The 20,448-nt window shown below is 71.2% G+C and carries 17 protein-coding genes and 1 pseudogene; 12 read left to right on the top strand and 6 right to left on the bottom strand.

What is annotated here, in order from left to right:
• Nucleotides 1–38 precede the first annotated feature (38 nt).
• Nucleotides 39–1,457 carry a von Willebrand factor type A domain-containing protein gene (locus AB0J42_RS17250; protein ID WP_364295036.1) on the bottom strand — a complete coding sequence of 473 codons (1,419 nt, stop codon included), beginning with the start codon at nt 1,455–1,457 and terminating at the stop codon, nt 39–41.
• 124 nt (nt 1,458–1,581) lie between these two features.
• Here AB0J42_RS17250 and AB0J42_RS17245 point away from each other — a divergent pair, with 124 nt between their 5' ends.
• Nucleotides 1,582–3,375 (top strand): hypothetical protein, encoded by a 1,794-nt coding sequence (locus AB0J42_RS17245; RefSeq protein ID WP_364295033.1) that lies wholly within the window; start codon nt 1,582–1,584, stop codon nt 3,373–3,375.
• On the opposite strand, the gene AB0J42_RS17240 is transcribed toward AB0J42_RS17245, so the two are convergent.
• Nucleotides 3,376–4,431, bottom strand: a complete 1,056-nt coding sequence (locus tag AB0J42_RS17240) for a 3-oxoacyl-[acyl-carrier-protein] synthase III C-terminal domain-containing protein (RefSeq protein WP_364295030.1) — start codon at nt 4,429–4,431, stop codon at nt 3,376–3,378.
• Nucleotides 4,432–4,446: 15 nt separating this feature from the next.
• A complete protein-coding gene (locus tag AB0J42_RS17235) occupies nt 4,447–5,649 on the bottom strand; it encodes an FAD-binding protein (protein WP_364295027.1) in 1,203 nt (400 codons plus the stop codon).
• 56 nt (nt 5,650–5,705) lie between these two features.
• Between AB0J42_RS17235 and AB0J42_RS17230 the strand changes: the two genes are divergently transcribed.
• The 8 genes from AB0J42_RS17230 to AB0J42_RS17195 all read left to right on the top strand — a co-directional run bounded on the left by AB0J42_RS17230 (nt 5,706) and on the right by AB0J42_RS17195 (nt 13,495).
• Complete coding sequence (locus tag AB0J42_RS17230) at nt 5,706–6,641, top strand: DUF5996 family protein (RefSeq protein ID WP_364295024.1); 936 nt, start codon at nt 5,706–5,708, stop codon at nt 6,639–6,641.
• Nucleotides 6,642–6,678: 37 nt separating this feature from the next.
• Nucleotides 6,679–7,356 carry a peptidyl-tRNA hydrolase gene (locus tag AB0J42_RS17225; protein ID WP_364295021.1) on the top strand — a complete coding sequence of 226 codons (678 nt, stop codon included), beginning with the start codon at nt 6,679–6,681 and terminating at the stop codon, nt 7,354–7,356.
• Between the two features lie 168 nt (nt 7,357–7,524).
• On the top strand, nt 7,525–8,334 hold the full coding sequence (locus tag AB0J42_RS17220; RefSeq protein WP_364295017.1) for a hypothetical protein: 810 nt from the start codon (nt 7,525–7,527) through the stop codon (nt 8,332–8,334).
• Between the two features lie 35 nt (nt 8,335–8,369).
• On the top strand, nt 8,370–10,313 hold the full coding sequence (gene ftsH / locus AB0J42_RS17215; protein WP_364295014.1) for an ATP-dependent zinc metalloprotease FtsH: 1,944 nt from the start codon (nt 8,370–8,372) through the stop codon (nt 10,311–10,313).
• Nucleotides 10,314–10,380: 67 nt separating this feature from the next.
• Nucleotides 10,381–10,926: a DUF937 domain-containing protein gene (locus tag AB0J42_RS17210; protein ID WP_364295011.1), complete on the top strand. Its 546-nt coding sequence runs from the start codon at nt 10,381–10,383 to the stop codon at nt 10,924–10,926.
• Nucleotides 10,927–10,942: 16 nt separating this feature from the next.
• Nucleotides 10,943–11,524, top strand: coding sequence for a nucleoside triphosphate pyrophosphatase (locus AB0J42_RS17205; protein ID WP_364295008.1), 582 nt, complete (start codon nt 10,943–10,945; stop codon nt 11,522–11,524).
• A gap of 10 nt (nt 11,525–11,534) precedes the next feature.
• Nucleotides 11,535–12,263, top strand: a complete 729-nt coding sequence (locus AB0J42_RS17200; protein ID WP_364295005.1) for an EI24 domain-containing protein — start codon at nt 11,535–11,537, stop codon at nt 12,261–12,263.
• Between the two features lie 95 nt (nt 12,264–12,358).
• Nucleotides 12,359–13,495 (top strand): DUF4192 domain-containing protein, encoded by a 1,137-nt coding sequence (locus tag AB0J42_RS17195; RefSeq protein ID WP_364295002.1) that lies wholly within the window; start codon nt 12,359–12,361, stop codon nt 13,493–13,495.
• 229 nt (nt 13,496–13,724) lie between these two features.
• Here the strand turns inward: AB0J42_RS17195 and AB0J42_RS17190 are convergent, their stop codons facing one another.
• The gene (locus tag AB0J42_RS17190) at nt 13,725–15,563 is read right to left on the bottom strand and encodes a cellulose binding domain-containing protein (protein ID WP_364294999.1); all 1,839 of its coding nucleotides are present in this window, start codon (nt 15,561–15,563) and stop codon (nt 13,725–13,727) included.
• Between the two features lie 767 nt (nt 15,564–16,330).
• On the opposite strand from AB0J42_RS17190, the pseudogene AB0J42_RS17185 reads away from it, so the two are divergent.
• A pseudogene (locus tag AB0J42_RS17185) lies at nt 16,331–17,388 on the top strand (SDR family oxidoreductase).
• 274 nt (nt 17,389–17,662) lie between these two features.
• Here the strand turns inward: AB0J42_RS17185 and AB0J42_RS17180 are convergent.
• Entirely contained in the window at nt 17,663–18,010 is a 348-nt protein-coding gene (locus AB0J42_RS17180) for a hypothetical protein (RefSeq protein WP_364294996.1), read from the bottom strand.
• Nucleotides 18,011–18,146: 136 nt separating this feature from the next.
• On the opposite strand from AB0J42_RS17180, the gene AB0J42_RS17175 reads away from it, so the two are divergent.
• Nucleotides 18,147–18,737 carry a DUF1707 and DUF4870 domain-containing protein gene (locus AB0J42_RS17175; RefSeq protein ID WP_364294993.1) on the top strand — a complete coding sequence of 197 codons (591 nt, stop codon included), beginning with the start codon at nt 18,147–18,149 and terminating at the stop codon, nt 18,735–18,737.
• Between the two features lie 188 nt (nt 18,738–18,925).
• Here AB0J42_RS17175 and AB0J42_RS17170 read toward each other — a convergent pair whose 3' ends face one another.
• The gene (locus AB0J42_RS17170; protein ID WP_364294990.1) at nt 18,926–19,702 is read right to left on the bottom strand and encodes an alpha/beta fold hydrolase; all 777 of its coding nucleotides are present in this window, start codon (nt 19,700–19,702) and stop codon (nt 18,926–18,928) included.
• Between the two features lie 57 nt (nt 19,703–19,759).
• On the opposite strand from AB0J42_RS17170, the gene AB0J42_RS17165 reads away from it, so the two are divergent.
• Nucleotides 19,760–20,233: a MarR family transcriptional regulator gene (locus AB0J42_RS17165; protein ID WP_364294987.1), complete on the top strand. Its 474-nt coding sequence runs from the start codon at nt 19,760–19,762 to the stop codon at nt 20,231–20,233.
• Nucleotides 20,234–20,448 lie beyond the last annotated feature (215 nt).

Below are 20,448 nucleotides of genomic sequence, written 5' to 3'. Positions count from 1 at the left end.
GTACCGCTTTGTGCACGGGGGCAGGCAGCGGCGGATGGTCAGCGCACCTCGCGGGCCTGGGTGATGAGGCCGGCGAGTTCGGTGACCATGGGGTCCTCGGCGGCGCGGGCGAGGCGGCCGGCGTGCTCGCCGAGGGAGGGCAGGTCGAGGCCGAAGGCCTCGCCGTCGCGCAGGTGCAGGGCGAAGGCGGCGGCGACGACGTCGATCTGGAGCCGGAGCGGCGCGTCGGACCAGAGTTCGCCCGACAGGGCGCCCACGTCGACCGAGTCGGAGGTCTCGGAGGGCTGCCGGGTGTCGGGGTCCTGCCAGCGGACGGTGGCGGTGGCGAGGTGGCCTTCGGCGCCGGGCTTGAGGGTGAGCGCGTACAGGGCGGTGACGGAGTGGCCGGGCCCGACCTCGCCGCCGTCGGCGCTGTCGTCGCGGAACTCCTCCGTCTCCAGCGCGCGGTTCTCGTACCCGATGAGGTGGTACTCCTCGACGGCCGCGGGGTTGAACTCGACCTGGGCCTTGGCGTCGCGGGCGCGGAGTTCGAGGGTGGCGGGCAGCCGGGTGACGAAGGCCCGGCGGGCCTCGTCGACGGTGGACACGTAGAGGGCGGCGCCGTCGCCGTTGTCGGCCAGCTGTTCCATGAGTTCGTCGCCGTACTCGCGGCCGACGCCGACGGTGAGCATGGTGATCTGTCTGGCGGCGCGTTCCTTGACCCGGTCGAGGATGCCCTGCCAGCCGGTGTCGCCCTGGTTGGCGAGGCCGTCGGAGAGCAGGATGACCCGGTTGGTGGCGGCGGGCCGGTAGGCGCGGGAGGCTTCGTCGTAGCCGAGGACGAGCCCGGCTTCGAGGTTGGTGCCGCCCTGGGTGACGAGCCGGTCGACGGCGGCGTGCAGGTCGTCTCTGGCGGCGAGCGGGGTCATGGCGGCGAGCAGTTCGGCTTGGTCGCTGAAGGCGGCGATGGCGACCTGGTCGCCGGGGGTGAGCTGGTCGAGCAGGGTGTGCAGCGACTGCTTGACCAGGTCGAGGCGGCCGGGCTCGCCCATGGAGCCGGAGACGTCGACGACGAAGGTCAGGTTGGCGGGCCGGCGGGCCTCGGCGCCGGTGCCGCGGGTCTGCAGGCCGACGCGGAGCACGGCGCGGTCGCGGCCGGGCAGCCGGGCGCCGTCGGTGTGCACGGTGAAGCCGTTGTCGCGGGGTTCGGCGTAGTCCTGGCGGAAGGAGTTGACGAACTCCTCGGGCCTGACGTGGCCGGGTTCGGGCCGGCGTCCTTCGCGCAGGGCGCGGCGGGTGTAGGAGTACGAGGCGGTGTCCACGTCGAGGGCGAACGTGGAGATCCGGGCGCTGGTGGTGCCTGACGCCTCCGGCCGCATGGGCGCGGGGTGTTCCTGGGCGGTTCCGCCCGGTCCGCTGCACGCGGTGAGAGCCAGCAGTGCCGCGAGGCCGATGGCGGCCAGCGAGCGTGTTCTCATGGTGCTGTCACCTCCACCCCGTTGGACGGGCTTTGGAGGGGCCGCGCCGGGCCGGTGACGCAAGCGAGCACAAACCGCGACTCTTACGTGATCGATTGTCACAGAGTGGTCGTTTCCTGTAGGCATGGGTGCCGTGCGTATCTATGTGGGTCTGGCCGCGAAGGGCCGGGAGGTTCCGGCCCGGGTCCTGGAGAAGGTCCGTTCCGCCGTCGAGACGGTGTTCCCGGTCCCGCCGGAGGTGATCCGCGGGCGTGAGTGGCACGGCCGCGGCGTGTCCCTGCTGGCGTGGACGAACGAGCCGGACGACTCGCGCCGGCCGCCGCTGCTGTGGGAGTCGGACGGGCGGGTGCTCGGGATCAACGGCCACCTGGCCGACCCGGACGACGCCGGCCGGCTGATCGGCGACCCGCTCGGCGAGGGCGTCGGCGGCTGCTTCTCCGCGTGGGTGGCGGGCGACGGGGTGTTCTCCGCGGCGACCGCGATCAACCGGGTCTGCCCGGTGTTCTACGCCGAGACGCCCGAGCTGCACATCGCCGGCAGCCGGGCCCTGCTGGTGCACCTGGCCGCCCAGGAGGGCGACCGGGTGGAGCACGACGTGCTCGCCCTGCAGAGCATGATCCGCCAGGGCTTCTTCCTGTCGGACGAGACCCCGTACAAGGGAGTGTCGGCGCTGCGCCCGAGCACGCGGCTGGACGTGCGCGACGGGCGGCGCGTGATCACCGAGACGCCGATGCCGAGCGCGGAGCCCGCGCCCACGTCGGAGCGGGGCAAGCGCCGGGCGATCGGCGAGCTGGCCGACGCGCTGCTGGCCACCGTCGCCCCGCTGCGTGGCCTCGGCGAGCCGGTCAACCTGGCGCTCACCGGCGGGCGCGACACCCGCATCCTGGCGGCGCTGCTGTACGCGGCGGAGGTGCCGTTCCGGGTGACCACGAACGGGCTCGACACGCACCCGGACGTGATCCTGGCCCGGCAGATCGCCGGCCGTCTCGGCGTGGAGTACACGGTGATCGCGCCGCCGCAGACGGCCGGGCAGGACGCCGTGCTGGTGGAGCACCCGCTGGACCGGGTCTGGGAGACGCTGCGGACGTGCGAGGGCATGACGTCCGCGTACGAGTCGATCGTGAGCTACCTGCCCTACTCCGGCAAGCCGACCATGTCCGGGCAGAGCGGCGAGACGCTCCGCGCGGGCAGCCTGAACCTGCTGCAGAAGGACCTGAGCGACAAGGCGCTGCTGCGCCGCATCACCACCACGTTCTGCAAGGACGGGCAGCTGTTCACCGAGGAGGCGAACGAGCACGCCCGCGAGCTGGCCCGGCCGTGGCTGGACAAGGCGGACCGGCTGGAGGCGCTGGACCACATATACGTCTGGTACAAGGTGGGCCGCTGGCAGGCCAGCGCCCGCGCGGGGTCGCTGCGCCGCGGCGACCCGGTCCGGCCGTTCCTGGACAACCGCGTGGTACGGGCCGCGCTGGAGCTGGATCAGGCCTGGCGGCTGTCCGAAGAGGTGATCTACGCGCTCATCCTGCGGTTCGCTCCCCAGTTGCGGGACGTGCCGATCGAGGGCAAGCCGTGGCGGTTCGCCGACGCCCTGGAGAAGCAGCCGTCGCGCTGGTGGCGGCGGACCCAGCGGCCCCCGGCCCACATGCCGACGCTGCGCACCGGCGGCGGCTGGAGCTGGCGGACCAGCCCCGGCCCGGACCTGACGGACATTCTGCGCCGGCAGGTGCTGGACAACCTGGACGTGCTGACGCCGATCGTGAACCCGGACCAGGTGCGCGCCCTGTTCGCCGACCCGGTGGTCAAGAAGCCCGCCCTGGCCTGGCACCTGTACACGGTGAGCTCGCTGCTGACCGGCGTCTACCCGGGGAAGAAGCCGGAAGGGCTGGAACGGATCCCCGTGTCGAAGCCCGCGTCCTGATCACCAGTGCAGCAGGAGCAGCTCGGCGGAGAAGCCCGGCCCCAGCGCCATCAGCACGGCGGGCTGGTCCCTGCGCCCGCGCGTCTCCTGCAGCACGTGGAGCACCGACACCGACGACAGGTTGCCGTGATCGCGCAGCGACCGCCACGTCACCTCCAGCGCCTCGGGGGGCAGCTCCAGCGCCGCCGCGAGCTTGTCGATCACCTTCGGGCCGCCGGGATGGCAGATCCAGGTGCCGACCTGGCCGGGGGTGAGGCCGTTGTCGGCGAGGAAGGCCGCGACGTCGGGGGCCAGCACCCGGTCCACGAAGTCGGGCAGCTCGGCGTCGAGCACGATGCGGAAGCCGTGCTCGCCGATCTCCCAGCCCATCATTCGCTCGGTGCCGGGATAGAGCCTGCTGCGGGTGGCCACCACCTCGCGGCCGGTGCCGTGCCCGGTCGCCACCACCGCCGCGGCGCCGTCGCCGAACAGGCCGCTGGCGACCAGGTTCGCGATCGAGGTGTCGTCGCGCTGCACGGTGAGCGAGCAGAGCTCGACGCAGACGAGCAGCGCCACCTGGCCGGGCCAGCCCCGCAGATAGTCGTGCAGCCGCGCCAGCCCGGCCGCCCCGGCGGCGCAGCCCAGCCCGAACACCGGCACCCGCTTGACGTCGGCCCGCAGCCCCGCCCGCTGGGCCAGCCGGGCGTCCAGCGACGGCGTGGCCATCCCGGTGGTGGAGCAGAACACCAGATGGTCGACCCGCTCCGGAGGCAGCCCCGCCTTCTCCAGAGCCCCGGCGATCGCCCGCTCACCCAGATCCAGCGCGACCTCGGCGTAGACCTCGTTGGCCCGGCCGAACGAGTCGAGCTTGGCGTACTCCTCCAGCGGCAGCGCCAGGTTCCGGCCGGTCACGCCGGTGGCCGTGTGGAACCGTTTCAGCAGCCCCTCGTCGGCGTTGGTGAGCCGGGCGAACGCCTCGGTGATCTCCTCCTGCTCGTACCGGTGGTCCGGCAGGACGGTCTGTACCCCCCAGATGTACATGCCTGATTCCTGCCGCTGAGAAGCCGCGGCTAACATCCGGCGGGCGGGGCGTCAGGTCTCCAGGAGGGTCCGGGTGAAGGCGTTGGCGAAGACGCCGTCCGGGTCGTAGCGGCGCACCAGGTCGCGGAAGCGGTCCGGGACGGCCGGGCGGCGGCTGAACAGCTTGCCCCAGTGCGGCCTCGGGCCGAACGGCGCCAGCACGTCCTCCACCAGCTTGATCACGGGCAGCACCGCCTCCGGGTCCTTGACCCAGGTGAAGTGGAACGCCACGCTGTCCCGCCCGTACGAAGGACTGAGCCACAGGTCGTCGGCCGCGATCGTGCGCACCTCCGAGATCTGCAGCACCGGCCGGATCCGGTCGCCCGCGGCGCGCAGCTCGCGCAGCGCGGCGGCGCCGTCCGCGCGGTCCAGCAGCCACTCCGACTGCAGCTCGTTCCCGGCGCTGCTGGGCGGCGCGTCGGGGCGGAAGTGCGGCAGCCGCTCGTGCCATGGCCCCGGCACGCCGAGCTGCGCGGTGCAGCTCTCGGCGGGCATGCCCGGTACGGGGTGGCGCGGGCCGTCCGCCGGCCGGGCGCCGTGCCAGTCGCCGCCGGGCAGCTCGTCGCGGCGCTTGATCCAGGCCCGGGTGCCGCGGTAGTCGGTGAACAGGCTGACGCTGTAGCCGTCGGCCATGACCTCGTCGAGCGGGGCGTCGTCCGGCAGGTCTTCTCGTACGTACTGGCGGAGCTCGAACGCCGGGACCAGATCCAGCGTGAGCGCGGTCACCACGCCGAGCGCGCCGAGGGCGACCACCGCGCCGGGGAAGTCGTCGTGGCCGCGTTCCAGGGTGACCAGGGAGCCGTCGGCGGTGACCAGCTCCAGGGCGCGGACGGCGGCGGACAGGCTCTGGTTGCCCGGCCCCGAACCGTGGGTGCCGGTGGCGACCGAGCCCGCCACCGAGATGTGCGGCAGCGACGCCAGGTTCGCCAGCGCGAACCCGGCCGCGTGCAGCTCGGTGGCGAGCCGCGCGTACGTGGTCGCCGCCCCGACCCGCACCCGGGCCGCCGCGCTGTCGATCTCGACCAGGTGCGGCATGCGATCCAGCCGCACCAGCTCGCCGGGGGAGTCGGCGACGTCGTTGAAGGAGTGACCGCTGCCCAGCGCGCGCACCCGCGGTGCGTCCGCGACCAGGCGCCGGAGTTCGTCGAGGGAGGTGGGGTGGTGAATCCGGGCTGCCGTGAAGGCGGTGTTTCCCGCCCAGTTGGTGAGCGTCACCGCCCTACTTTGCCACAGTCGCTCATGGTTCGGACGGGGCTGGGGAGGGTGAGGGCATGGAACTGTTTCCCGCGATTCCGCTCGCCGAGTGGCAGGACACCAAGGCCACGCTGCACCGCTTCACCCAGATCGTCGGCAAGATCCGGCTGGCGGCGGGAATCCGGCGCAACCACTGGTGGCACGTGCCGTTCCACCTGACCGGGCGGGGGATCACCACCCGCCCGACGGGACGGGCCGACGGCGGGCCGATCTTCACCGTCGACTTCGACCTCGTCGGCCACCGGCTGGTCGTCTCGTCCCTCGACGGCAGGGAAGTGGCCTTCCCGCTGCAGGGCCACTCCGTGGCGTCGTTCTACCGGGAGACGCTGCGGGCTCTGGAACTCCTCGGGGTGACGGCCGAGCCGGACCTGCCGCACCCGTTCGACCTGCCCGACTCCGGCCGGCCGTTCGCCGACGACAGCGAGCACGCGGCCTACGACCCCGTCCTGGCCACCCGCTACTGGCAGGTGCTCAGCCAGGTGAACCTGCTGCTGGAGGAGTTCGCCGCCGGTTACGCGGGCAAGGTCAGCCCGGTCCACCACTTCTGGCACACCTTCGACATCGCCTGCACCCGGTTCTCCGACCGGGTGGTCGACCAGCCGGCCGACGCCGACCCGGTGACCCGGGAGGCCTACTCGCGCGAGGTGATCAGCTCCGGCTTCTGGTTCGGCGACGACACCTTCCCCGAACCGGCCTTCTACTCCTACACCGCTCCGGAGCCGCCGGGCCTGGCCGACCAGCCTCTGCGGCCCGGGACCGCCGAGTGGGTGCCGCAGCGCGGCAGTCACCTGGCCATCCTCCGGTACGACGACGCGCGGGCCGAGAAGTCGCCGCGCGACGCCGTACTGAGCTTCTACCAGAGCGCCTACGAGGCCGGCGCCCGGCTCGCGGGCTGGGACGTCGAGGCCCTCGCCTGCCCGGGCGGCATCACCGACCCCGTGGCCGCTCCCTGACTCCCGGCCCCGGCGGGATCGGGCATGCTGGGATCCGATGAACGACACCGGAGAGATGGTCCTGCCCCTCGTGGTGCGGATCGAGCGCGACGCGCCGCCCGAGCGCACCGACGCCCTGGAGGCCGCCGCGATGGCGGTGCTCGGCCTGCTCGACGATCCGGGGGAGTGGGCGGAGGAGCTGCGCGCCTGGCAGGCCGGCCGGATCCGGAAGGTGGTGCGCCGGGCCAGGGGCGCCGAGTGGCGGCGGGCGGTCGCGCTGCCCGGCCGCACGGTCAGCCACCGCACCGCCGAGGTGCGGGTCCACCCGCCCGTCCCGCTCGACGGCTGGCCCAGGGATCTGGCGCGGCTGCAGGTGTCGGGCACCGAGCTGGCCGACACCGCCGAGCCGGGACCGGCCGTGCCGCCGGTCCTGTGGGAGAACCCCGCGCTGCGCATGTCCGCGGGCAAGGCTATGGCGCAGGCCGGGCACGCCGCCCAGCTCGCCTGGTGGGCCAGCGACGCGGCCGGGCGCGAGGCCTGGCGGGCGCGGGGGCTGGCCGTGTCGGTGCGTACGGCCGACCCTGGCGGGTTCGCGGCCCGGGTGGGGGCGGGGCTGCCGGTGGTGCGGGACGCCGGGTTCACCGAGATCGATCCCGGTTCGTACACCTTCGTCGCCGAGGCGCCGTGGCTCCGCGGAGAAGTGATCAGGAGGGCCGGATCCAACCCCCGGGGCTGACCGAAGATGACACTTCGGTAGCAATAGGCCGCAGATTGGCCGGTTTTGTCGTACGCTCCCGTCGTGCTCAATGGGGTTGATGAGACCAGAGGTTCCCTTGTGAAGAACGAAGCCAGACCGGGAATCCCTGCCTCGCCGCCCAGACGCTCCCGTATCGGAGACATCCGGATGGGGGCGATCTACCGGGGGCTCGCCGTGGTCGCGGCGGTGGCGGTCGCCGCCGTCGGGGTTGCCCTGGTGCTCCCTTCGGGACCGGACGAGGCCGGGCCCCGGCCGGTCGCCGCGCCATCGGCCGTACCTGTCTCGTCCGGCCCGCCTGCCGTCGAGCCCGCCTCCGGCATCGTCGGCGACGAAACCGCACCGACGCCGACACCGACACCGACGCCTACGCCGAGTGCGACGACGCCGCGCCCCACGCCCACGCCCGGCACGTCGCTCGCGCCCGGCTACACCGCGATGGAGGCCCTGTACGCGGACGAGCGCCTGCCCCGGCTGCCCGCCAAGCTCAAGCGCCTGTCCCTGCCCCGCGCCGGCAAGAGCGTCGTCAAGGACAAGCGCTCCGGCCTGGCCGTGCCCAAGCTGTCCAAGCCCTGGAAGTCGTCCGGCCCGGCCCCCTTCAGCACCCGGCAGGTGCTGCCCATGCCGCGCAGCGGCCCGCGCGGCATGCTGGTCAGCGCCCCGGTGCCGATCAAGCCGCAGAAGTCCGACCGCGACACCGCGCTGCTGGCCGCCCGGTGGACGCTCAACCACCACCCGAAGGGCTCCGAGATCCGCTGGCTCGGCTCGCAGCGGATCAAGGACGGCTGGGCGCTTCTCTACCAGGTGAAATACGGAAAGCGCAGCTCCCGCGCCGCCGTCATGGTCGTGGACGGCGGAATGACCAAGCCCGGACTGGTGTTCATCACAGTGCCGGACACGCAACGGGACAGGTGGCGCGACATCCCCCGCGTGATCGCCGGAGTGCGTGCCATGCGTTGAGATGAAGGGCGGCCGATTTGGGGAGTGACGACGTCGTGGAGCGCTCGGGTCCGCCGCGACCTGCCGAGAACGGCAAGGAGAAGCGACCGTGGCGGGCCGAGGGACTGCCCGGCACCCCCGGCGGTCGCCCCAAGATCAACTGGTGGCGGTTCGCCGCCACCATGCTCGCCGCGTACGCCGTCTTCTTCCTGGTGTCGTCGTTCTTCGACACCGGCCAGGTGGAGACCATCTCCTACACCGAGTTCACCAAGCAGGTGAACGACAAGAACGTCAGCGAGATCTACGCCACCGGCCTGTCCGTCGAGGGCAAGCTCAAGTCGGCCGCCGGCGACCCCGACAGCGACAACCGCTCCTACACCGAGTTCCGTACCGAGATCCCCACCTTCGCCGACACCGACCAGCTCTCCCGGCAGCTGGACGCGGCCGCGGTGGAGATCCGGGCCGAGCCGCTCGACACCGGCCGCGGCTTCTTCCTCAACCTGCTGCTGGCCTTCTTCCCCGTGCTGCTGCTGGCCGCCCTGTGGATCTGGATCATGCGCAGGGGCGCCAGCATGATGGGCGGCGGGCTCGGCGGCCTCGGCAAGTCGAAGGCCGCCAAGCCGGTCGAGGCCGGGCAGGTGCGCGTCACGTTCGACGACGTGGCCGGCATCGACGAGGTGGAGAACGAGCTGGTCGAGATCGTCGACTACCTCAAGGACCCGGACAAGTACCGCAAGCTCGGCGCCAAGCTGCCCAAGGGCGTGCTCCTGGCCGGGCCGCCCGGCACCGGCAAGACCCTGCTCGCCAGGGCCGTCGCCGGTGAGGCCAAGGTGCCGTTCTTCTCGGCCAGCGCCTCCGAGTTCATCGAGATGATCGTCGGCGTCGGCGCCTCCCGCGTACGAGACCTGTTCGAGGAGGCGCGCAAGGTCGCGCCGTCCATCGTCTTCATCGACGAGATCGACGCCATCGGCCGCGCCCGCGGCGGCTCCGGCGGCGTCGGCGGCCACGACGAGCGCGAGCAGACCCTCAACCAGATCCTCACCGAGATGGACGGCTTCTCCGGCGCGGAGGGTGTCATCGTCATCGGCGCCACCAACCGGCCGGAGATCCTCGACAAGGCGCTGCTGCGCCCCGGCCGGTTCGACCGGACCGTCCAGGTCGGGCTGCCCGACGCGGCCGGGCGCGCCGCGATCCTCGCCGTCCACACCCGCGGCGTGCCGCTGGACGAGGGCGTCAGCCTCGACCGGATCGCCCGGACCACCCCCGGCATGACCGGCGCCGACCTGGCCAACCTCGTCAACGAGGCGGCGCTGCTGGCCGCCAAGCGCGGCAGGGAGAAGGTCGCCGCCGCCGACTTCTCCGACGCGCTGGAGAAGCTCCAGCTCGGCGCCGCCCGCAGCATCGTCATGCCCGACGAGGAACGGGTCAGGACCGCCTACCACGAGGCCGGTCACGCCCTGCTCGGCATGCTGCTGCCGGGCGCCGACCCGGTCCGGAAGATCTCCATCATCCCGCGCGGCCGGGCGCTCGGCGTCACCCTCTCCACGCCCGAGACCGACCGCTACGCCTACGACGAGCGCTACCTGCGCGGCCGCATCACCGGGGCGCTCGGCGGCATGGCGGCCGAGGACGTCATCTACGGCGTCATCACCACCGGCGCCGAGAGCGACCTCGAACAGGTCACCATGATCGCCCGCGGCATGGTGGGCCGCTGGGGCATGTCGCAGAAGGTCGGCCCGCTCTCCATCCTGCCCAGTGACGGGCAGCAGCCGCAGGCCTCGCCCGCCATGCTGGCCATCGTGGACGAGGAGGCGCGGCGCATCGTGGACGAGTGCTACGAGGACGCCGTCCGCATTTTGCGGGAGAACCGCGACAAGCTCGAAAGCATCGTGGCGGCCCTGCTGGAGCACGAGACGCTCGACCAGGAGAGCGCCTACACCGCCGCCGGGCTCGGGGAACAGGCCCTGGAGCCCGGCCCCGGAGAATTGGCGAAAAGTTAGGAAGTCTCCGGACTTAACCCGGCAACGCTCAGGGAACGTCAACCGGGACGAAGATCGGGGGACTGCCGTGAGACTTACCGACCGGCTTCTCGCCGAACTGGGCGATCCCGGCCTGGAGCAGATCGGCGGGATGCTCTCGACCGACCCCGGAAGGGCCCGCGACGCGATCGCGGCCGCCGCCGGAATGATCGTCGGCGGCATGGCCCGCGACGCCGAGCATCCCGACGCCGCCGAGGCCCTGCGCGCCGCGCTCGACGAGCACACCGACGCCGACCCGTTCAACGGCGACGTCGCCTCCCTGGCCCGCGACGGCCAGAACATCCTCGCCCACGTGCTCGGCGGCCAGGGCACCGAGACAGCCGCCTACGGGCTGGCCCGGCTCTCCGGCCTCGACCCGGGCGCCGTCATGCGGCTGCTGGCCCTGCTCGCCCCCATGGTGATGTCCCTGCTCGCCGTCCGGGCCAACGAGGCCGGCATGAGCACCGACGAGATGGCCGCCGAACTCGGCCGCGAACGCGCCACGCTGCCCCGCGAACTGGCCGGCCTCCTCGCCGACGCCTTCGGCGACCTGCCCGAGCCGCATGCCACCAGGGCACGGGGCACGGTCTGGTGAACGGTAAGCTGGCCGGATGATCGTTCTGGCCTCAGCGTCCGCCGCCCGCCTGGCCCTGCTGCGCAGCGCGGGCCTCGATCCCAAGGTGATCGTGAGCGGCGTCGACGAGGACGCCTTCACCGCCTACTCACCCGCCGCGCTCAGCCTCGTCCTGGCCAAGGCCAAGGCCGAGAAGGTGGCCGGCGAGCTGGAAGACGGCCTGGTCATCGGCTGCGACTCCATCCTGGAGCTCGACGGCCGCGGCTACGGCAAGCCCGGCACCCCCGAGGAAGCGACCGAGCGCTGGCGCATCCTGCGCGGCCGCACCGGGCGGCTCGTCACCGGCCACTGCGTGATCGACGTCGCCGCGGGCAAGCAGGCCGCCGAGACCGCCACCACCGTCGTCCACTTCGGCAGCCCCTCCGAGGAGGAGATCGCCGCCTACGTCGCCACCGGCGAGCCGCTCAACCTGGCCGGAGGGTTCAGCATCGAAGGACGCGGCGGCTGGTTCGTCGAGGGCATCGAGGGTGACCACGGCAACGTGCTGGGTCTCTCGCTGCCGCTGCTGCGCGACCTGTTCGACCAGCTCGGATACACGGTCAGCGCGTTCTGGCGCTAGCCTGCCGGGCATGCGATCGCTGCGCGACTTCTGCACCGGTGTCGGCTTCTTCCTGAAAGGCGTCGCCTGGGCTGCCAGGAACGGTCGGTGGTGGCTGTTCGGGCTGATCCCCGCCGTGATCGCGTTCGCCGTGTACGTGGTCGCGCTGATCCTGCTCGGCACCAACGCGCTGACGCTGGCCGAACTCCTCACCCCGTTCGCCGACTCCTGGTCCTGGCGCGGGGAGTTCCGGGGGGCGGTGGCCGTCGCGCTGTTCCTCGGCGGGCTGGCGGTGTCGGTGCTCACCTTCGCGGCGGTCACCCTCACCATCGGGGAGCCGTTCTACGAGAAGCTGTCGTCGCTGGCCGACGGCATCGAGGAGCCCGACGGGCCGCCCTGGTGGCAGACGCTGCCCCGGTCCATCAAGGACAGCCTGGTCACGCTCTGGTACGTGCTGCTGTTCACCGTGCCGCTGCTCGTCCTCGGTTTCGTGCCCGTGCTGGGGCAGACCGTGGTGCCGGTGGTCGGGGCCGCCGTGTCGGGGTTCTTCCTGACGGTCGAGCTGAGCACGCTCGCGCTGGAGCGGCGCGGGATGCTCCGCAAGGAGCGCTTCCGCGTGCTCCGCGCCAACCTGCCGGTGTCGCTCGGCTTCGGCGTGGTGGTGTTCCTGCTGTTCATGCTGCCGCTGGTGGCGATCGTGGCCATGCCGGCGGCGGTCGCGGGCGCGGCGATGATGGTACGGGACCGCCTCGCGGCCTGAGCCTGTCCACAGGCGGACGGCTTTCTCGGTCACTCATCCACAGAACCGGCTTCGGGTCATCGGCGCGGGCCCACCGCACGGCACCCTCGGTGCCCATGACGACCGACATCTCCGCCGCCTGCCTCACACTCACCAGCCCGGCCGACATCCTCGCCGCCGTGCCCTACCTCGTCGGCTTCCACCCCGCCGACAGCCTCATCGTGGTCGGCCTCGCCCACAGCCAGGCCAAGGTGGCCGCCCGCTGGAACGTCCCCATGCCGCCCGGCACACTCGCCCCCCTGACCCGGCTCTTCGAACGCGAGCAGATCACCCAGGCCGTCATCGTCGGCTACGGCCCCGGAGAGGCCGTCACCCCCGCCGTCGACGAGGCCACCGCGACGGCCGCCGTCGCCGGGGTCGAGGTCGCGGAAGCGCTCCGCGCCCACGACGGCCGCTACTGGTCGTACGTGTGCGACAGCGCCACCTGCTGCCCGCCCGACGGCACCCCGTACGATCCGCTGAGCAGCCGCGTGGCCGCCGAGGCGACCGTCCGCGGCCTCGTCGCCCTCCCCGACCGCCAGACCCTGCAACGCACCGTCGCCCCGATCACAGGCCCCCCACGCCAGTCGATGAGCCGGGCGACGGCCGAGGCGATCGCGGCCTTCCGCACCGCCGCTGGAGCGTTGGCCGCGGTCTCTCCCGCCGGTGAACCGGCTGCCGCGTCCTCGGGAATCGGCGGGTTCGCCGGTCAGCCTGCCGCGGACGAGTTCGCCGGGGAGTTCGTCGCTCAAGGGCTCGCTCGCGTCCGGGCGGCGATGGCCCGCGCGGCCGAGGGAGACCGACTGGATGATGCCGAAGCCGCCCGGCTGGGCCTCGACCTCATGGTCATCAGGATCCGGGACGAGGCCTGGACCATGATGGACGACTCCCACATCCCGCTCTGGAAGGACCTCACCCGCCGCCTGGAGCCCGGCTTCGTACCCCCGGCGGCGTCTCTCCTGGCCATGGCGGCGTGGCGGGCCGGTGACAGCATCCTGGCCACCATCGCCCTGGAACGGGCGCTGACGATCGACCCCCACTACTCGATGGCCAACCTGCTCATGCACGCCCTCCAGCACCTGCTGCCCCCGGCGGTCCTGGACGGCCGCATGCCCGTCCCCAGCGAACTCGACGCCGCCATGGGCCCACCTCGCGCGTCGTGGCTCCTGCCCCTTCTCACGGCGATCGAGCACACCCCTGACCCTCCCGCCTGACCCCTCAGCCAGGTCCCGGCCCGATCCCGGTCGGACTGTCCAGGCGGGTGAAGTGTCACTCGTACGGGACCAGCCGTCGTGAGCTGTCCGCGATCTTGAACCGCACGTCCGAGGCCTTCGCTGATCGCCGCGCCCTCACCAGCGTGCAGTTCAGTGGTGAGGAAGAACGGGTGCGGCCCAGCCCCGCCGAGACGTTCGCCGAGGGCTGGGCCGATATCCGGTCGCGGGGTCACCCGCTGGTGCAGGTGTATCCGGATGGCAGGGCCGTGTCGCCGTCGGGGCGGGTGGCCTGGAAGCCGAAGCTGGTGGTGGCTCCGGGGGCCAGCGTGCCGTTGAAGCTCACGCTTCTGGCCGTCACGGTCTGCCCGCTGGTGGTGATGGTGGCGTTCCACGAGCCGGTCAGCGTGTGCCCGGCCGGGAGCGTGAAGGCGACCGTCCAATCGGTGATCGTCGAGGTACTGGTGTTGGTGATGGTCAGCGGCTGGATCACATAGCCGGTGCCCCACTGGGTCTGCACGGTCGGCGTCGCCGAGCAGGCTCCGGTACTGGTGCCGCTGGTGGTGACCTGGACGGTGTCGGACACCGGCGAGAGGTTGCCGGCGGCGTCCCGAGCCCGGACCTGGTACCGGTAGGTGGTGCTCGGGGTCAGGCCCGTGTCGCTGTACGAGGTCGTGGCCGAGGTGCCGACCTGGGCGAAGGTGCCGCCGGTGGCCCCGGGTGCGCGCAGGATGTCATAGCCGGCGACCCCCACGTCGTCAGTGGAGGCGGCCCAGGACAGATTGGTGCCGTCAGCGGTGGTGCCGGAGGCCGTCAGCCCGCTTGGGGCGGTGGGTGGAGTGGTGTCGCCGCCGGTGGAGGTCGTGGTGAACGTGACGGACGCGGAGTTGGCCGACAGGTTGCCCGCGCCGTCGCGTGCTCGTACGTAGACCTGGTATTCGGTGTCGGCGGTCAGCCCGGTCAGGGTGATCGAGTTGGTGGTGGACTGGCCGAGCAGCGGGTCGGTGGCGCCCTGCTCCCGGTAGACGTTGTAACCCGCCAGGCCGGAGCCGCCCTGGTCGGTGGATGCCGTCCAGGTCAGGGTGGCGCTGGTGGCGGTCACGTTGGAGACGGCGGGAGTGCCCGGAGAGGTCGGCGGAGTGGTGTCGTCCGTGCTCTGGAACTGGTTGAAGAAGTCCCACACCACTGCCTTGGTCCAGGTACGTGCGCCGTCGTCAGCGGTGGACCCGTCCACTGGACCAGGGGTGTGCCCCCCGTCGAACGCCGCCCACACGACCGGGTATCCGGATCGGCATCCCGAGTAGGCGGTGACGACGTGCGTCAGGCTGCCCTGTGCCGGCTCGGGCGGATTCTGGGGCGTGCACCCGTTGTTCCTGACGAACGTGTCGCGCAGCGACCGGCCCTGCGAGATGTTGAGCACGTTGTCCCTGAGGCCGTGGAGCCCGATGTAGGCGATGGGCTGGGTGCCGCCGCTGCATCCGCTGAGCTGTGCGCCGGCGTAGACCGCGACCGCGCGGAAGACCGTCGCCCGAGCGCAGGCCAGGGCGTAACTCATGCCGCCGCCGTAGCTGAAACCTCCGGCGAACCGCTGCGTGGTGTCGACGCACAGGTCTGCTTCGATCAGGCTGATCATGTCGTCGACGAAGGTCAGGTCTTGCCCACCGGAATTGGCCCAGCCGTTGTTCAGTCCCTGGGGGGCGACGAAGATCGCGGTGTTGTTCGCCAGTTGCCTGAGCCCGTAGTAAGACCAGGTGTATCCGCTGCTCCCGCCTGAGTCGACGTCGTTGGCGGTGCCGCCCAGCCAATGGAACCCGAAGATCAACCGGTAGGGGTTGGTGTTGTCGTAGTTGTCGGGAATTCTCAGGATGAAGGAGCGAGTCTGGCCGCTGCTCTGGATCGTATGCGTGCCACTTCTGAGCGTTGGAGTCTTGCCGCATCCTGGCGTCGCGGCGGCGGCGGCGCTCGCCGCGCGGGACGTGGTTTCGCTGCTGCCCAGCGCCGTGCCACCTGGGGCCACCGCGAGAAGCACTGCCGCGATGACGGCGGCGAGGACGGATTTACGCCGGATCATCACTCACCTGCCTGTGGCACCGTCGGGAGGGACGGTGCCAGGGCGTCAGTTAGCGTTAACATGAGCTGAATCAGTCCTCTCATACGTGCGGAACCGGCGTGATTAAAGGGCATGACGGAAGAACCGTGTCGTTCACATCGCTTTGCCGCGCCCGTTCCTGCCGATGGGTGGTGATGCGACGGAGCAAATACGAGGCATGCAGGTTCCGTCAAGGCGCGGCTCGCTCCTCTAAGGTGACGGGCGGCGCTCCCATGCCGTTTGCTGGCACGTATCGCGTCTTTCCGTCTGGAAACGGAGTGAAAATTTCAGGCTGAACAGCAGCCGGAGCTCTTTTTCCTGTTTGTCAGTCGCTTTGATAAAGGGCTTGGCCGCCTCCGTCGCATGGGGAGTGAGCCAGTCTCCCCGCATCGCCGCCTCTCATGGCCGCTGTCACAAGCCGCAGGTGAGAGCGAGGAGGATGCGTTGTGTCGCGCACGATCTCGCCTTCCGCGCCATCGCCGAGCAAGTGCTGACCGAGCAGGTCACGGGATCGGCCTCCGACCGAGCGCGGTGGCCGGCCCGGCGCGCCGTAGAGCAGCGGCCCCGTGCCGGCGGCGGGCGGCGCCGTCGACGCGGTCGTGGGCGCTGGTGAGTGGATCCAGCGAGAAAGCATGCTGGGTCGGCTGTTACCGTTTCTTATGGCCAGCGAAGCCGTGCGCACCCGTCATGAGCAGCTCCGGGACTTTCTGCGTGGCCGTCGCGAGCGGCTCACGCCTTAGGACGTGGGCATGTCCTCAGTAGGGCGCAGGCGGACTCCCGGGCTGCGGCGGGAGGAGGTCGCGGTCTTGGCGGGGGTCGGGGTTTCCTGGTACACGTGGCTCGAACAGGGCCGTGACATCACGGTTTCCGCCGAGGTGCTCGACGCCGTAGCGAGGGCACTGCTGTTGAATGCGGCTGAGCGCGGACATCTCTACCTGCTGGTCGGCCTCAACCCACCGCCCGCCGGTGAGCTGGGCGGGGGTGCGGTGACCCCGCAAGTGCGGCAACTCCTCGACGCCTGGGAGCAACGTCCGGCCCTGTTGCGTGATCGCTACTGGAATGTGCTGGCATGCAACGACGACGGCAAGATCGCACTCATCACAGGGGGTACCAGCGGCATAGGCCTGGCCACCGCGCGCCGCCTGCTCGCCGAAGGCGCACAGGTCGTCATCACAGGCCGCGACAGGACGCGATTGAACGAGGTGGCCGAGGAACTCGGTGACCGCGTCCTCGGAATCGCCGGTGACGCGGCGAACCTCACCGACCTCGAGACTCTGACGGCCGCCATCCGCGACAGACACGGCCGCCTCGACGTGGTCTTCGCCAATGCCGGAACCGGCGCGTTCCAGGCCATCGACGAGGTAACCGAGGACGAGTTCCACCGAGTCGTCGACATCAACCTCAAGTCGGTGTTCTTCACCGTCCAGAAGTCCCTCCCGCTGCTCCCGACGGAGCGGCGATCGTTGTCAACGCCTCGTTCGCCCTGCACCGCGGCGCCCCGGACGCAGCGCTTTACACCGCCACCAAGGCGGCCGTGCACACTCTTGCCCGCACCTTCGCAGCCGAACTCGCCCCAAGGGGAATCCGGGTGAGTTCGGTAAGCCCCGGATACATCGACACCCCGGCCTTCCGCACCGAAGCCCAGGCCGCCGCGGCCGGACTCGTCGCCGCAGGTCGCGTCGGTACCGCCGAGGAGGTCGCCGCCGTAGTGGCTTTCCTCGCTTCCAAGGAGGCATCGTACGTCAACGGCCAGGACCTCCTCGTCGACGGCGGCCTGATCAACGTCATCCCCGCCGCGATGCTGTAGCCCGGCACCCGCCGTACCACCTTCCCGTACGGCTTCAGGTGGGCGCGCTGGAGTGCCGCCTCCCCCAGGGCAGCCGCGTCTGAGGCTCCCGCCAGGTCGACTCCGGGCTCCTACAGGGCCGGGGCGCGGCTTGCCGGGGCAGTGCCGATCGGGGTGCGGTCTGGGTCAGGGTTGTCCTGGAGGGCGGAAAGATGTCGGCGGCGGGGTCAGGCCGGGGTCGGCGGGGACGGTGGGAGGGTCAGAGGCGTTCGTCGCCTTCGCGGCGGCGGGCGGGTCAGAGGCGTTCGTCGCCTTCGCGGCGGCGGCGTTCGTTGTAGGCGCGCATGCGTTGCGGGTAGCCGGTGAGCTGGACGTCGTATACCGGTAATGCCAGGTCGCGGGCCACCTTGTGGATCACCGCCGGGGATCCGACCCTGCGCCGCGTCCACTCGCCGTCGTCGGCCACGGCGACGGCGGTGGTGTCGGTCGCGAAGGTCTCGGGCTCGACGTAGAACTCAACGCCGCGCCGCGATTTCGCGAAGGCGATGAGCGCTTCGATGTCGGCGTCGGTGGCCTCACGATCGAATTTCGCGATCTTGTTGCCACGTAGTCGCCGGAGGCCGTAGCGGTCTCGCCATCTCATGAATCCTTTTTATACCGTCAAACGCTCCGGCGCGTCGGGGAAGATCTCGGGGATACATCCGGGATCCTCCTGATGCCCAGCGTGGCGGGCCGTACGACAGTATGAAAGGGATGGTTCGTATCCCAAGGGGAGAGGCATGGCTGTGATGACTGGGGTACCCACACCCTCCAGGCCGGGACAGGTGCCGCAGGCCGAGCTGCGCGTCACCAACCAGGATCGCGAACACGTGGTGGAGCACGTCAAGGCCGCCTACGCCGAAGGTCGGTTCGACAAGATCGAGTTCGACGACCGGCTGGAGCGGGCGATGACGGCGCGCACCCACGGCGACCTGATGCCCATCATGGAGGAGCTGTACGGCCCCGCCGCCATGCCCCGCCCGGCTCCTGCCCCCGCGGCCCCTTACACCGGTGAGCCGGAGAGCAACGAGCGGCTCGGGGGTTCGGCGGCTCACCTGCTGACCCTGCTCGGCTTTCCCATCATCGGCCCGCTCATCCTGATGCTGACGGGCGGCAAGACCTCGCCCTTCATCCGCCGTCACGCGGTGGAGGCGCTGAACTTCCAGCTCACGCTGATGGGCGCGTCGATGCTGCTCCCGCTGACGATCATCGGCATCGTGCTGGTGCCGGTCATCTGGGTGGTCGGAATCGTGCTGTCGATCGTGGCGGGCGTCTCGGCGCTGACGGGTGGCGACTACCGCTACCCGATGACGATCCGCCTGGTGAAGTGACTTCCGCCGCCCTGCGGACCTGACCCGCCTTCGCTCCGGAGGCGGGTTTCGTGTTTTCCGGGCCGGTCGTCGGAGGAAACCCGTCGAGGATGAAGGCGTCTGGGCGTTCCAGATCCACCCTCGCTGCGGAGGCGGGTTTCCAGTCGGCCCCGGCCGGTAGTCACGGGGAGGCCGGTCGAAGTCGAGGGTCAGAGGGTGCGCAGGAAGTCGCCGAGGAGCTTGTTGAAGGCGTCCGGGCGTTCCATGTTCGGGTAGTGGGCGGTGCCCTCGATCGAGATCGTGCGGCCGTGTGGGACGAGGCCGGTGAGGCGTTCGGCCATGCCGAGGTGGTCGGGTGAGTCGATGGCGCCGTTGACGGCCAGGACGGGGACGTTGATCTGGGGGAGGCGTTCCCAGGTGTCGCGGACGGCGGTGAGGTGGTTCGGCTCGCCGGGGTGGTGCTTGGACATGGTGTCGCGGGTCATCCGGCGCAGGCGGCTCACCACCTCGGGGTCGACCGCGTCGAGGGAGCGGTGCGGGCCGGCGGCGAAGAGCATGAACCCCTCGACGGAGGCGTCCAGGTCCCCGGCGGCCATAGCGGCGTTCCAGGTGGCCATGGCCTGGGTGGTCCAGGGGTCGGTGAAGTAGGGCTCGCTGGTGCCCGACCCGCTGATGACCACGGCGCTGACCAGGTCGGGGTGCTCCAGAGCGGTGTCGATCGCGATGCTGCCGCCCATGGAGAGCCCGACCAGGATCGCGGGGCCGGTGTCCAGGTGGCGCAGCAGGGCGGCGAGGTCGTCGGTGAGCCGGTACGGGCCGGTGGCGTTGGCGGAGCGGCCGTGGCCGCGGGCGTCGGGCGCGATGACGCGGTGGTCCGAGGCGAGGGCGGGGATCTGGTCGTCCCACATGCGGTGGTCGAGGAAGCCGCCGTGCAGCAGGACGAGGGGGTGGCCGGTGCCGGTGTCCGTCCAGAACAGGTCATTCATGACAACCAGGGTGTCATTCTGGTGAGAAGATGGCAACTCAGGTGTCATCATGGTGGGGTGAGCGAGACAGGCCGTGATCCGGCGTCCGGAGAGCTGACCGACCGGCTCATCGAAGTGTTCGACCTCGTCGGACCGCTCTACCGGCGCGCCTACCGCAAGGTCGAGCAGGACGCGCCCGTCGAGGGGCTGACGGTCGGCGTGCGGGCCGTGCTCAACCTGCTGCGCGAGCACGGGCCCATGACGGTCCCGCAGATGGGCCGGGCGCAGGCGCTGAGCCGCCAGTTCGTGCAGCGGATGACCAACGAGGCGGCCGCCCTGGGGCTGGTGGAGTCCGTCCCCAACCCGGCGCACCGGCGCTCCTCGCTGATCCGCCTGACCGGCGAGGGCCGGGCCGCCATCAACGCCCTCATCGACCGCGAACGCGCCATGCTGAGCCCGGCCGCCGCCCAGGTGACCGCCGAGGAGGTGGACGCCTGCCTCCACGTGCTGTCGAGCCTCCTCCGCCTCCTCGACAACGTGGAGGTGGACTAAACGGGAAGCCGCACCGGCTCGACATGCCTCAGTCCCGGACGCCCGTTACCGCGCCTCCGCCCGGCCGTGCTCGACCACGACCCCTCCGACCGCGCACGGCTCGAATCGCCTCAGCACCGGCTTGATCGGCGCTGTGCGCCTCAGACCACCTCGACCGAGCCTCTTCGGCGCCGCACGCCTCAGACCACCTCGACCGCAGCCTCTTCGGCGCCGCA

This window comes from Nonomuraea sp. NPDC049649, assembly GCF_040675175.1.
In the GTDB taxonomy this organism is placed as follows: Bacteria; Actinomycetota; Actinomycetes; order Streptosporangiales; family Streptosporangiaceae; genus Nonomuraea.
The sequence above is the reverse complement of the archived record's forward strand: the minus strand, read 5'-3'. Positions and strand labels throughout refer to the sequence as shown.

Excerpts from the sequence above, each read along its gene's own strand:
- AB0J42_RS17250 (WP_364295036.1), bottom strand. The coding sequence starts at position 1,457 with ATGAGAACACGCTCGCTGGCCGCCATCGGCCTCGCGGCACTGCTGGCT.
- AB0J42_RS17245 (WP_364295033.1), top strand. The coding sequence starts at position 1,582 with ATGGGTGCCGTGCGTATCTATGTGGGTCTGGCCGCGAAGGGCCGGGAG.
- AB0J42_RS17240 (WP_364295030.1), bottom strand. The coding sequence starts at position 4,431 with ATGTTAGCCGCGGCTTCTCAGCGGCAGGAATCAGGCATGTACATCTGG.
- AB0J42_RS17230 (WP_364295024.1), top strand. The coding sequence starts at position 5,706 with ATGGAACTGTTTCCCGCGATTCCGCTCGCCGAGTGGCAGGACACCAAG.
- AB0J42_RS17225 (WP_364295021.1), top strand. The coding sequence starts at position 6,679 with ATGAACGACACCGGAGAGATGGTCCTGCCCCTCGTGGTGCGGATCGAG.
- AB0J42_RS17220 (WP_364295017.1), top strand. The coding sequence starts at position 7,525 with ATGGGGGCGATCTACCGGGGGCTCGCCGTGGTCGCGGCGGTGGCGGTC.
- AB0J42_RS17205 (WP_364295008.1), top strand. The coding sequence starts at position 10,943 with ATGATCGTTCTGGCCTCAGCGTCCGCCGCCCGCCTGGCCCTGCTGCGC.
- AB0J42_RS17200 (WP_364295005.1), top strand. The coding sequence starts at position 11,535 with ATGCGATCGCTGCGCGACTTCTGCACCGGTGTCGGCTTCTTCCTGAAA.
- AB0J42_RS17195 (WP_364295002.1), top strand. The coding sequence starts at position 12,359 with ATGACGACCGACATCTCCGCCGCCTGCCTCACACTCACCAGCCCGGCC.
- AB0J42_RS17190 (WP_364294999.1), bottom strand. The coding sequence starts at position 15,563 with ATGATCCGGCGTAAATCCGTCCTCGCCGCCGTCATCGCGGCAGTGCTT.
- AB0J42_RS17180 (WP_364294996.1), bottom strand. The coding sequence starts at position 18,010 with ATGAGATGGCGAGACCGCTACGGCCTCCGGCGACTACGTGGCAACAAG.
- AB0J42_RS17175 (WP_364294993.1), top strand. The coding sequence starts at position 18,147 with ATGGCTGTGATGACTGGGGTACCCACACCCTCCAGGCCGGGACAGGTG.
- AB0J42_RS17170 (WP_364294990.1), bottom strand. The coding sequence starts at position 19,702 with ATGAATGACCTGTTCTGGACGGACACCGGCACCGGCCACCCCCTCGTC.